Origin of the sequence: Mycobacteroides immunogenum, assembly GCF_001605725.1 — a bacterium.
Classification (GTDB): domain Bacteria; phylum Actinomycetota; class Actinomycetes; order Mycobacteriales; family Mycobacteriaceae; genus Mycobacterium; species Mycobacterium immunogenum.
Genome location: NZ_CP011530.1, coordinates 2,193,084 through 2,205,545 on the forward strand (window position 1 = coordinate 2,193,084; position 12,462 = coordinate 2,205,545).

Below are 12,462 nucleotides of genomic sequence, written 5' to 3' on the forward strand. Positions count from 1 at the left end.
GACACTCCTCACATCGGTATCGACGCGCCACCGATCGGGAGCGCGCCGGCTTCATTAGAGCTCCGTGGCGTCCGACGCCACTTCACCGCCGTCCACCGCCTCGACCACGGCGAGGACGTCACCGCTCGAGACCTGATGGCCGACCTGGACCGGCAGGGCGCTCAGCACCCCGTCGATCGGGCTCGCGACGGTGTGCTCCATCTTCATCGCCTCCAGGACGACGAGCGTTTGACCGGCTGACACCGTCTCGCCCTCGGCGACCGGTAGTCGGATCACCGAGCCCGGCATCGGCGCGGTGAGCGACCCGGGCGGGTTCAGAGTGCTCGGGTCGACGAAGCGTGGCGCCAGCCGCAGGGCGGAGTAGCCGGCGACCGAGTCGAGGTGGGCAACATCGCCGTCGAGGACGACATCATAAGTGCGGCGCACCCCGTCGACGCGCAGCACCACCCGCTCGCTACTGCCCTCGACAACCTCGACGTCGGCCAACGGCTCGTCGTCGACCTGCAGGCAGGTCCCTGTCGAACCTAACGTGTACCCGACGCGCACTTCGCGCCCGCCCTGGGTCTGCCAGGTTGTGGTCTGCGGCTGCGAAGGGTTGTTGCGCCAGCCGGCGGGCAACGTGGCCTGCAGAGTTGCGACGGCACGCCGCGCGGCCACCCCGGCCACGGTCGCCGCGACGGCGTGCAGGCGCTCGGACTGCGTGTCTGGGAGGGCAGCGCCGAGTTGGGCGACGTCGTGTCGGTCAAGGAACCCAGTGTCGGTGCCCCGCCCGGCGAACTCGTCATGGCGCAGGACGCGAACAAGCAGGTTGCGATTGGTGGTCACGCCGTGAATACGGGCGCCGGCCAGCGCCGCCGAGAGGCTGGCAAGTGCCTCGTCGCGCGTTGGTGCCCACGCGATGACCTTGGCCAGCAGCGAATCGTAGTAATGACTGATGACCGAACCGGCACGAAAACCCGAGTCAACCCGCACGCCGGCAAGCGCCGGGACATCCAAGGTGCGCAGGGTGCCGGTACAGGGCCGGTAGTCATCGGCCGGATCCTCGGCGCACAGCCGGGCCTCGACCGCGTGACCGCGAATTCGCGGGTTGTGCATCTCCTCAGGCAGCGGGCGGCCCATGGCTACGAGCAGCTGGGCACGCACCAGGTCGAGGCCGGTGATCAGCTCGGTAACCGGGTGCTCGACCTGCAGCCGGGTGTTCATCTCTAGGAAGGCGAAGGAGTCGGCTTTGCCATCCTGAGCGGCGTCGTAGACGAACTCGACCGTCCCGGCGCCTACGTAGCCGACGGCGCGCGCGGCGGCGATGGCGGCCTCGCTCATCCGAGCGCGCAACGCGTCGTCGACGACCGGTGACGGCGCCTCCTCGATCACCTTCTGGTGTCGACGCTGCACGGAGCACTCGCGCTCGAACAGAGAGACGACGTTTCCGTGCGTGTCGGCCATGATCTGGATCTCGACGTGGCGTGGGCGCTGGACGTAACGCTCGAGGAAGACGGTGCCGTCGGCGAACGCGGCGGCGGCCTCACGCGAAGCGGAGGTGACCGCTTCGTCGAGCTCGTCCGGCGACGCGACAATGCGCATGCCTCGGCCACCGCCGCCGGCGCTGGCCTTGACCAGCACGGGGTAGCCGACGTCGGCGGCCAGCTTCGCCAGCTGCTCGGCCGATAGCCCCGTCGTGTCGCCACCGGGCAGCACAGGCACCCCCGCGTCGGACATCGTCTTCTTGGCCTGCAGCTTCGAGCCCATCGCGTCGATCGCCCCGGGCGGCGGACCGATGAAGACGAGGTCGGCGGCGGCACAGGCGCGCGCGAACCCGGCGTTTTCCGAAAGGAAGCCGTAGCCGGGGTGTACTGCGTCCGCGCCGGTGAGCGAGGCAGCGGCGATGATCCGGTGGATGTCGAGGTAGGTCTCGGCGGCAGACGAGCCGGGAAGGTGCACGGCCTCGTCGGCGTCGGCGACGTGCCACGCGTCGGCGTCGGCGTCGGAATAGACCGCGACGGTGGCGATCCCGAGATCGCGGCAAGTGCGGAACACCCGCCGCGCGATCTCGCCACGGTTGGCGACCAGGACCTTGCGGATCTTGGGCATCGCCATCACATCCGGAACACGCCGTAGCCACGCTGGCCACGGACCTCGCCGTTGTGGATCACCGACAGGCAGAACCCGAGAACGGTCCGCGTATCGCGGGGATCGATGATCCCGTCGTCGTAAAGTCGGCCGCTGTTGGCCAGTGCGACGGATTCGCGCTCGATCTGTTCCTCGACGGCGGCGCGCATCTGGGCGTCGGCCTGCTCGTCGAAGGGCAGCCCGCGGTCGGCGGCGGACTCGCGCGCCACGATGGACAGCACTCCGGCCAGTTGCGCCGGACCCATCACGGCCGACTTCGAGTTAGGCCAAGCGAATAGGAAACGCGGTGAGTACGATCGCCCGCACATGCCGTAGTTCCCGGCACCGTAGGACGCACCCATGGTGATGGTCACGTGGGGGACCGTGCTGTTTGATACGGCGTTGATCATCTTGGCGCCGTCCTTGATGATGCCGCCCTGTTCGTACTCGGCACCGACCATGAAACCGGTGGTGTTCTGCAGGAAGATGAGGGGGGTGTCGATCTGATTTGCCAGTTGGATGAACTGCGAACCTTTCTCGGCCTCCTCACTGAACAGGATGCCCCGTGCGTTTGCGAGGATGCCGACCGGGAAGCCGTGGATCGAGGCCCAGCCGGTGACGAGTGACGTGCCGTAGAGAGGTTTGAACTCGTCGAAGGCCGAGCCGTCGACCACTCGGGCGATGACGTCGCGGGGGTCGAAGGGCACCTTCGGATCGACCGACGCGATGCCGAGCAGCTGATCGGGGTCGTGCACCGGTGGGTGCGGCGGCGTGGTGGGTCCGGGGCCGTTCTTCCGCCAGTTGAGCCGCGCCATGATGCGACGGCCGATGCGGATCGCATCCTGCTCGTCCTCGGCCATGTAATCGGCCAGCCCCGAGGTGCGGGCGTGCATGTCGGCGCCGCCGAGCGACTCGTCATCGGAGACCTCGCCCGTGGCCATCTTGACCAGCGGCGGACCGCCGAGGAACACCTTGGAACGGTTGCGCACCATCACGACGTAGTCGCACATGCCCGGGACGTACGCACCTCCCGCGGTCGAGTTGCCGAAGACCAGGGCCAGTGTCGGCAGCCCCGCTGCGCTGTGCTGGGTCAAGTCGTGGAACAGCTGTCCGCCGGGCACGAAGATCTCTGCCTGTGTGGGCAGGTCGGCGCCGCCAGATTCGACGATGTTGATGATGGGCAGTCGGTTCTCCCGCGCGATGGCCATGCCGCGGAACACCTTGCGGAAGGTATAAGGGTTCGATGCGCCGCCGCGGACGGTGGGGTCGTGGGCGATGATCATCGACTCGATGCCCTCGACCACGCCGATGCCTACCACCACGCTACCGCCGACGGGGAACTTACTGCCCCAGGCGGCGAAGGGGCATAGTTCGAGGAACGCCGTGTCGGGGTCGAGCATCAGCTCGATGCGCTCGCGGACAAGCAGCTTGCCCCGCTTACGGTGGCGCGCAACGTATTTCGCGCCGCCGCCGCCGTTGACCAGCGCCAGTTGCTCCGCGATGGTGTCGAGTTGCGCGCTCAGTCCTTCGCGGTTCTTGAGATAGCCGGGCGCGGTGTCGTCGACCCGATCGGGCAGGACCTGTACCAAAGTTTTCCTTCCGGGCGAGCATCGACGTCGATCTACTAGGCGCTGATGTTAGCCGCAATTAACATCAGGTGACAACGGCGCAGGCGGGCGTCGGATTTGTTCCGCGCCGTGGTTCCGTCGAATGGCGAGGATCGAAGCGGTGCGTTCGCTGCAGATCGAGCGATCGAAGGAATTGACTGGGGAGGGACGGCACACAGGGCCCGTGCGAGGTCGTATCGAGTTCCTCGTCCGGCGCGCGTGGAGTCTACGGTTCGCGATCTCGGGTGAACACCCGCAGCGATTGTCAGTGTCGCGCCATGCCCTTCAGCCAACCGAGTAGTGCATAACGCCGGTCGGCCAGAATCTATCGGGTCTCCTCGGCTTTGGCCAGCGGCGGAGCGGCCTGATCAGGCGCCTGTCCGAGGGTATACAGGCCGAGAATGCCGAGAAAACCCGCACAGTGCTCGATGAGCATTTCAGTCGAGAGGTTCAGTTGTCCATCTATCCAGCGACGGAGTATCTCGAACAGGCCCCCGACACCGTAGGTAGCGGCGAGATCTGCGACTTGGAGCACATCGCTGGGTATATCGAGGTGCAAGCGGGCCTCTCTGAGCACCAGCTCCGCAAAATCGGTCATCAGATCGCTTCGCAGCTGCCGAAGGAGGGGTTCTGCGCCCGACTCGACAAACAGTATGCGGGCCATGCGGGGATCGTTCTCGATCACCTGAACCAGGGCCTTGATCGGAGCGTAAGCCAGTTCTTGAGGAGCAACCGTGTCGTCCGGAATGGCGCTGGTTATCACCGCTTGGAAGGTAGTGGAGATCTTGGCAAATACCGCACGCAAGAGCGCGTCTCGATCGCGAAACTGTTGGTAGAAGTACCGGCTCGTCACTCCTGATTTCGCACACACGGCGGTCACGGTGCACGCGGTAGCTCCGTGGGTGCCCATGATTGAGACCGCGGCATCAATCAACATCACGCGACGCTGTGCATCGCGTTGAGTTGCGGACAGCCCGCCATAGACACGTGCTGGACTCATGTCCTACAGTCTGGCAGTCTTATCTGACAAGGCATAAAGTCAGATCCAAACTTCGAGGAAGGACCTCAAATGTCGGACGATCAAGCCCCGACCCCGACCCGGGTGCTGCCAAAACCCAGGCGCGTTCGGTTTCCGATGCCGACCTCCACGAAGCGGCAACATTTTGTCGATGGCGACCTGGTGATGAGCCATTTCATCTCGGTGCTTTCTGCGACGTTCCCGGAAGGCGAGGATTTCTTCATCCGCTCGGTCAGGAACTTCCAGAGTTCCATCGACGATCCCCAACTAGAGACAGCGGTCAAGGGTTTCATCGGACAAGAGGCCACACATCGACACCAGCATCGTCTCCTAAACGAGCGACTCCAGGTCATGGGTTATCCGACCGCGCGAATCGACCGTCATGTCGGACGCTTGATCAAGCGATTGGAACGGCGCTTTTCGCCGGAAATGCGGCTGTCCATGACCTCCGCGTTGGAGCACTACACCGCTACGCTGGCAGAAATCATTCTTACCAGCGAAGACGCCCAGAAGCTCATCGGCCAGACAGAGGTTCGACCGATTCTGCTGTGGCATGCCTTCGAGGAGTCGGAGCACAAAGCGGTTGCCTTTGATGTCTATCGGCTGGTGGGAGCAACCGAGCGCACCCGTGTACGGGGCATGCGGATCGCTTCAGTAATTCTGTTCGGCGAGCTCATTCTGCAGACTGCCTTGTCTATGGCCGCTGATAGAGCCTCATATAACCCGGTCACCCTGGTGCGCAGTCTGTACCGCTTTAGTCGCACCCCGATGTTCACCGCCGATGCGCTGCGGCGTTTCCGTTCCTACAATCGCCCGGGTTTCCATCCTGATGATTGGGACAGCGCCGCGGTCCTGGAGCATTGGAGCAAAGAACTGTTCGACCAAGACGGTTCACAGCGAGTTATCGCTTCGTCGGGATAGCAAAGATGCGGAAGTGCGGCGACGCAGGAGCACCGTTCCTGCGTCGCTCCTTCCGAACAGGGTGCGACGCGTCGGTGACTCACGGATTCGGTGCTCGGTGGCCGGTGAAGGTGGCGGTCGGACCCGCAAATGCGGTTCGCAGCGATCGCCACGGGGCTGGCTGGCCTGTTGTGAGCCTCGATCAGTCGCTGATGACATAGCGTTGAGCCAGGGTTTCAGCAAGTCTGCTGGTGTGCGCGACCACTTCTTTCTCGGTCACCGCAAGCAAACCGGAGTGCCAGGCGGTGATGACTTCGACGAATCCCCCGACAGCGATCAGGGTGTCCATGCGAAGGGCTATCTCGTCGGCATCTTGTCGGAGGTGTGGCCGGCTTGCCTCAACGACCAACTGCGTTGCTTCCTGTAGCGCCACGGCGCGGCGGTCTTGTAGCGGTGAGCTACCGACATGCTGAGCGAGGAGGATGCGTGCCCGGCCGGGATCGCGTGCGATCCGGTCGACCACGATGGTGATCGCCGCGGTGATGGTTTCGATCGGCGGCCGATTCGCACGCTCGTTGAAGAGCGCGGCGACCTCGCCGAGCATGTCATTGCGGACGCCATCCCACGCAGCAACGAGCAGCTCATCGCGCGTCTTGAAGCCCTCGTAGAAGTATCGATCGTTCAGCCCTGTGCGGGCGCATACGCCGCGCATAGTGACCGCGGCCCAACCGCTCTCACTCCAAATCTCGGTTGCGGCCTCGATCAATTGCTGCCGTCGCTCGGCACGACGCTCGGCCCCGGTCCGACCACCCCAGCGCTTGTTTCTCGACCGCACCTCTCCATCTTGACAAGGTGCTCGTTCCACCACCAAACTGGTGGCATGCGACACCAATGGTGGCTGGTGCCCCCAGATGAGAGTTTCCCCACAGCAGACGTCCATGTCGCGACCCGAAAGGCAGACGGATGAGATTGCTGCCCTTCGGCGGCGCACCAGGCAGAACGCACCGCGCCGATGCAGTCGTCACGGGCGCAGGAAGCGGTATCGGCCGCGCATTCGCCGTGGAGCTTGCGCGCCGAGGTGGACGCGTGGTGTGCGCCGACAAAGATCCCGTCACTGCAAAAGAGTCGGCAGAGTTGGTGAGGCAGGCTGGCGGCGAGGGCTTCGACATCGAATGCGATGTCACCGATCTTGAGCAGGTCCGCAACCTCGCTGATGTGAGCGAAGACTGGTTCGAGAAGGCTGCGAGCCTCGTCATCAACAACGCCGGAATCGGTGCGGGCGGCAACCGCATCGGCGCGACGTCGATCGAGGACTGGAACGCGGCGATTTCTGTCAACCTCTGGGGCGTTATCTACGGCTGCGAGACTTTTGTGCCTCGGCTCCGCAGCAATGGGCATGGCGGAGTCATCAATGTGGCGTCGGCAGCGAGCTTTGGCTCGGCCCCTCGGATGGCGGCTTACAACGTGAGCAAGGCCGGGGTGCTCGCTCTGTCGGAGACATTGGCGGCCGAACTGAGCGGTACTGACATCAACGTCACAGTGCTTTGCCCCACCTTCGTGAAGACGAACATCGTCAACAATCCTCAAATCGACGAGGCGGCTGCAAGACTCGCGGCCAACCTGATGAAATGGACCGGCATTTCGCCACAGCACGTTGCTCGAACGACGTTGAACGCGCACGATCGCGGACAAATTTATGTAGTACCCCAACTCGATGCCAAAGTCTTGTGGCAACTCAAGAGAGCCCTACCCGGCCCCTTTACTCGCACGCTGGGCCTCGTGGAGCGCATGGCCTCATGGAACGATTCAGCCGAGTAGAGGAGCAGGGAAAATGGCTTTCGCATACAGTGACATGCTCGAGACAATCAAAAACAAGCAATGGGCTCTTGCCGATATCGATTGGAACGCCCCTGGCGCGGAACTGATCACCGATGAACAGCGTCCCAAACTCAAGCAATTCATGTCCGACGTGGTGTGGATTGAGCATGTTGGAGCACGTGCCTTCGCCGCGATGGCTCCAAAGGCGCCATTCGAAGCGCTCGGAGACATTTACCGTTACTTTCACGCCGAGGAGCAGCGTCACGCCAATGCCGAACTTGCCTTGATGCGTCGCTGGGGCATGCTCGAGGAAGGCGAGAAACCGGTCCCGAACAAGAATATTCGGCTGGTCATCGAATGGCTGGACCGTTATGCGGAAGCCCTGCCCCTGACCGTCATCGGGGCCGCGATTCCGGCACTGGAGACTGCGCTCGATGGAGCGCTGCTGAAGTTTCTCCTCGATGAGGTTGACGACCCTGTATGCGGGGAGGTGTTCAACAAGGTCAACAGCGACGAATCAAGGCATCTCGCGGTTGGCTTCCAGGTCTTGAATGACCTGGGCGCCAGCCCGATGCGAATCCACGCCATTCAAACTGCGGGTGCTCTTGTCGACCCGCGCATTCTCACCGGCGCGTTGCTGTATATCCCGCTCCTGACGCGCATGTTGATGAATCTCAACGCTATGGGTCTGTCCGAGGAGAAGTTATACAACGCAGTGACGCGGTATGCCAATGTCGGCGATCGCAGTGAGCATACGCGGAGGGTGCCCGGCTATCACATCTTGAAGGCGCACATGTCGTCGTCCATCAAGCGGTCCCAGCCTCTGCACTTCGTGTCTCAGCGCCTTGGCAATGCGATCGATGTTTTCCCTGTTCAGATTTTCGGTCGGCCGCCATCCTGGACGGACGAACTGACCTACGAACCGGTTGCCAAATGACAGGCACCACGACGACGTTGATCGTCGGCGCCGGGTTCGCAGGTATCGGTGCGGCGATCAGACTGCTTCAAGAGGGCACGGATGACTTCGTCATCCTGGAACGGTCAGATCGCGTCGGAGGCACCTGGCGAGACAATACTTATCCCGGTGCGGCCTGCGATATTCCCTCGCTTCTCTACTCCTACTCGTTCGAGCCGAATCCGGGCTGGACTCGTACCTACTCGGGGAGCGCTGAGATCCTCGAATATATCGACGATATGGTCGACAAGTACGATCTTGCCCGGTTCATCCAGTTTGATACCGACGTGACTGCCTTGGAATTCGATGAGAGTGCCGGCATCTGGATGGCCGACACGGCAGATGGAAAGCGGTATCACACCCGGTCAGTTGTGATGGCCAGTGGACCACTTGCCAACGCCAGCTTTCCCGATATTCGGGGTATTGACTCGTACGGTGGAAAAAAGATCCACAGCGCTCGATGGGACCATGGCTACGATCTCGGCGGTAAGAGGGTTGCAGTCATCGGGACAGGCGCGAGCGCGGTTCAGATCATTCCCGAGCTCGTAAAGTCGGCTGCCTCGGTCAAAGTCTTCCAGAGAACGCCCGGCTGGGTGTTGCCCAGGGTGAACTTCAGGCATCCGGCCTGGGCGCGTTCGACCTTCACACACCTGCCGGTGAGCGAACAAGCGCTCCGCGACGCGTGGTTTTGGGCCCACGAAGTGATGGCAGTGGGTATGGTCTGGAACACCGCCGCGACGTCCGCGATACAGCTGGCGGCCAAGGCTCATCTCCGTCGGCAGGTGAAAGACTCCTGGTTGAGACGTCAGTTGACGCCCCATTTCAGGCCTGGATGCAAGCGCATGCTCATGACCAGTGATTATTACCCTGCGCTACAGGCGGATAACTGCAAGCTGATCAGCTGGCCGATCGCCACATTGTCACCCAACGGTGTTCGGACCGCCGACGGTGTCGAGCACGAAGTGGACTGTATCGTATTTGCCACTGGCTTCGATGTGGCCAAACGTGGCACCCCGTTCCCGATTAGCGGCCTCGGCGGTCGGAAGCTCGGCGATGAATGGTCTCAGGGGACATTTGCCTTCAAGAGCGTGAGCGTGGCCGGGTATCCGAACTTATTCTTCACTTTCGGACCGAATTCCGGGCCAGGCCACAACTCGGCGCTCGTATATATGGAGGCTGCAATTGACTATATAGTCAAGGCGATCAAGCTCCTTCAGCAAAATGACATCGGCACTTTGGATGTGAGGGAGGATCGTCAGGACCGCTATCACTCCGAAATTCAGCGCCGCCTTCGACGAACGACTTGGAATTCGGGGTGCAGCAGTTGGTATTTGACCGAGGACGGCTACAACGGCACGATGTACCCAGGTTTCGCGACCCAGTTTATGAGAGAACTATCCCGCTTGGATCCTCATGATTACGTGATAACCCGGCGCGACGATACACACGTCGAGCTGACGCAATCACTCTGAATACAAGTTTGCAGGGCTGACCGTCAGAACGGTGAAATACAGGAATGGATCGCAAGTCCGACCGTAATTACGAGATAATTATCATAGGAGCTGGATTTTCCGGCATCGGGTCTGGCATTAGCTTGATGAAGGCGGGATTTACCGACTTCTTGATGGTTGATGACGCCGATGGCGTAGGTGGTACGTGGCACTGGAACACCTACCCGGGTATCGCTGTCGATATACCGTCGTTCAGTTATCAATTCTCATACGAAATGCGGCCCTCTTGGTCGCGCACGTACGCCCACGGCAATGAGCTCAAAGCCTATGCCGAGCGATGTGTTGAAAAGTATCGGCTCTGGGACCATATTCGTTTCAACACAACCATTACCGAGGCTTGTTTCGACGAGAACGCAACACGGTGGCATTTGACCAGTGCCAATGGTGAGGAGTTCACGGCACGCTTCGTGATAAATTGCTCCGGCGTTCTCAGTCGGCCAAAGTGGCCTGAAATCAAGGGGGTGCGAGATTTCGCCGGCGTTACGCTCCACACGGCTAGATGGGACAATGCCAAAGATCTCAGCGGGAAGAGGGTTGCAGTAATCGGTACCGGTGCATCGGCGGTGCAACTGATACCCGAAGTCGCAAAGAAAGCAGAGAGTCTGACGGTATTTCAGCGAACTCCAATTTATTGTCTGCCGAAGCCAGACTTCCCCATACCGACGTGGGGTGGAAGGCTTCTACATTTCCTGCCGGGGGCACAATTGGCGACCCGGACCGCCAGCCAGGCGTTCGTGGAAATCACTTTCCCAATCGCCGCTCACTTTCATACGGTGATACCGTTCGCCGATGTCATGGAGAGCGCCGCAAAGCGGTACATGCGGCGTGAGGTCCATGACCCGACGACGAGAGAACAACTCATTCCGCGCTACTCGTTGGGCTGTAAACGACCCAGCTTCCACAATTCCTATCTCGCAACGTACAACCGGTCCAACGTTTCGCTCGAGACGAGCGGCATAACCCATATCGACCATGCATCCGTCCATACTCGAGACGGCAAAGCTCATCCCATTGACGTCTTGATCCTGGCCACCGGCTTCAAAGTGATGGAGTCGGGCAACATGCCAACTTACGTATTGAAGGGACGCGGCGGGCTGGAGCAGGCTACATGGTGGGACGAGCATCGACTGCAGGCCTTCGAAGGGGTGAGCGTCCCGGGATTTCCGAATCATTTCAACATCTTCGGCCCGTACGGCTACAACGGTTCCTCGTACTTCACGCTCATCGAGGCGCAGAGTCGGCACATCGTCCGGTGTCTTCGTCGCGCGCGGGCGCTGGGTGCTAACTGCGTGGAGGTCAAGAAGGAGGCGAACGACCGTTATTTCGCCGAAGTGCTAAGGCGGCGTCACAGACAGGTTTTCTGGCAGCCGAGCTGTTCCAATGCCAACAGCTACTACTTCGACAGGCACGGTGACGTTCCACTCCGTCCATCAACGACTCTGGAGACCTATTGGCGGAGCCGCACCTTTCGCCTCTCGGACTACCGATTCGAGAATCGGCCCGAAGAGGTGTGTCCCCGGTGACCAGAATGGATGCCCCTGACTGGCAGCCCAGTCTTGCCAGTCATCTCGTCGCGATGTCCTCGCGAACCACGCTGCGGCCACTGGCGCAGCTGATGCCATCAAACGCCTACGGACTTGCGGTGATGGATCGCGTGCTTCGAACAGCGCTCGTAGCCTCACGGCCTCGGCGCGGCGTCACAGTGCGCAAGGTTGACACTGTATTCGCCGGAGGCCCGGTTCGTGGGGACTGGATCACCACGCCTGCCATTAATCCGCATGCCAACCCTTTGCTGTACATCCACGGCGGCGCCTATTCTATGTGCTCGCCGGAGACGCACCGCGGTCTTCTTGGTGAACTCGCCTCGGCGAGCGGGCGCCCCATCTTCGCAGTGAAGTATCGTCTTGCCCCGCGGTATCCCTATCCCGCAGCCGCGGACGATGCGCTGAATGCGTATCGCTGGCTTACCAGCGGAGGGTCCCCGGGTTCTTGTCAGCGCACCGTCGCGGTTGCCGGCGATTCAGCGGGCGGTCAGCTCACGATGGCCACGGCCTTGGGCGCACGTGCAGTTGGATTGCCGCTCCCTGATGCGATGCTGCTGATGTCTCCCGTCCTGGATCTCAGGTGCGAACTTGCCAGAGCGCGTGAAATTCGCCGCCGGGATCCTTTTGCCTCCGCTCAATCAGCGGCGCGCGCTCTTGACCTCTACGTAGGTGGCGCAGATCGCGGAGATCCGCGCCTCAGCGTGCTTGACGCGGACCTCACCTCGATGCCGCCGATCCTCATTCAGGTGGGCGGGAGAGAAATGTTGATCGATGACTCGCGCCGTCTCGCCGAGCGACTTCAATCAGCTGGATCCCACGTCGAGATCCAGGTATACCGGGGACAGATCCATGTATTCCAGGCTATGTTCCGGATTCTTCCCGAAGCCCGAGACGCGATTCATCGAGCGGGACGCTTCCTTGAAGCCTCGGAAGTCAGGTGAAAGTGTCCGAACAGGCAATGCTCCTACACCTACACCACCTCGACCGCCGCAGCGTGAAGTCA

The 12,462-nt window shown here is 61.7% G+C and carries 10 protein-coding genes; 6 read left to right on the forward strand and 4 right to left on the reverse strand.

Translation table 11 applies throughout. The features are described from left to right. Positions 1–54: 54 nt before the first annotated feature. The 3 genes from ABG82_RS10945 to ABG82_RS10955 all read right to left on the reverse strand — a co-directional run bounded on the left by ABG82_RS10945 (position 55) and on the right by ABG82_RS10955 (position 4,713). A complete protein-coding gene (locus ABG82_RS10945) occupies positions 55–2,088 on the reverse strand; it encodes an ATP-binding protein (protein ID WP_005116476.1) in 2,034 nt (677 codons plus the stop codon). A 5-nt stretch (positions 2,089–2,093) separates the two neighbouring features. Beyond that, positions 2,094–3,695, reverse strand: coding sequence for an acyl-CoA carboxylase subunit beta (locus tag ABG82_RS10950; protein WP_011560585.1), 1,602 nt, complete (start codon positions 3,693–3,695; stop codon positions 2,094–2,096). 343 nt (positions 3,696–4,038) lie between these two features. Then, entirely contained in the window at positions 4,039–4,713 is a 675-nt protein-coding gene (locus ABG82_RS10955; protein WP_011560584.1) for a TetR/AcrR family transcriptional regulator, read from the reverse strand. 69 nt (positions 4,714–4,782) lie between these two features. Here ABG82_RS10955 and ABG82_RS10960 point away from each other — a divergent pair, with 69 nt between their 5' ends. Then, positions 4,783–5,652 carry a metal-dependent hydrolase gene (locus ABG82_RS10960; RefSeq protein ID WP_011560583.1) on the forward strand — a complete coding sequence of 290 codons (870 nt, stop codon included), beginning with the start codon at positions 4,783–4,785 and terminating at the stop codon, positions 5,650–5,652. A 181-nt stretch (positions 5,653–5,833) separates the two neighbouring features. On the opposite strand, the gene ABG82_RS10965 is transcribed toward ABG82_RS10960, so the two are convergent. Then, positions 5,834–6,397 carry a TetR/AcrR family transcriptional regulator gene (locus tag ABG82_RS10965; RefSeq protein WP_005131302.1) on the reverse strand — a complete coding sequence of 188 codons (564 nt, stop codon included), beginning with the start codon at positions 6,395–6,397 and terminating at the stop codon, positions 5,834–5,836. Between the two features lie 197 nt (positions 6,398–6,594). Here ABG82_RS10965 and ABG82_RS10970 point away from each other — a divergent pair, with 197 nt between their 5' ends. Genes ABG82_RS10970 through ABG82_RS10990 form a run of 5 tightly spaced genes read left to right on the forward strand, consistent with a single transcriptional unit; the run spans position 6,595 to position 12,400 of the window. Then, positions 6,595–7,449 (forward strand): SDR family NAD(P)-dependent oxidoreductase, encoded by an 855-nt coding sequence (locus ABG82_RS10970; protein ID WP_011560581.1) that lies wholly within the window; start codon positions 6,595–6,597, stop codon positions 7,447–7,449. 13 nt (positions 7,450–7,462) lie between these two features. Next, positions 7,463–8,386, forward strand: coding sequence for a hypothetical protein (locus ABG82_RS10975; protein ID WP_005086594.1), 924 nt, complete (start codon positions 7,463–7,465; stop codon positions 8,384–8,386). Continuing rightward, positions 8,383–9,876, forward strand: coding sequence for a flavin-containing monooxygenase (locus tag ABG82_RS10980; RefSeq protein WP_011560580.1), 1,494 nt, complete (start codon positions 8,383–8,385; stop codon positions 9,874–9,876). The genes ABG82_RS10975 and ABG82_RS10980 overlap by 4 nt, the downstream gene beginning before the upstream one ends. A gap of 44 nt (positions 9,877–9,920) precedes the next feature. Next, the gene (locus tag ABG82_RS10985; protein WP_011560579.1) at positions 9,921–11,438 is read left to right on the forward strand and encodes a flavin-containing monooxygenase; all 1,518 of its coding nucleotides are present in this window, start codon (positions 9,921–9,923) and stop codon (positions 11,436–11,438) included. Continuing rightward, positions 11,435–12,400 (forward strand): alpha/beta hydrolase, encoded by a 966-nt coding sequence (locus ABG82_RS10990; RefSeq protein ID WP_012296509.1) that lies wholly within the window; start codon positions 11,435–11,437, stop codon positions 12,398–12,400. Before ABG82_RS10985 ends, ABG82_RS10990 begins: the two co-directional genes overlap by 4 nt. Positions 12,401–12,462 lie beyond the last annotated feature (62 nt).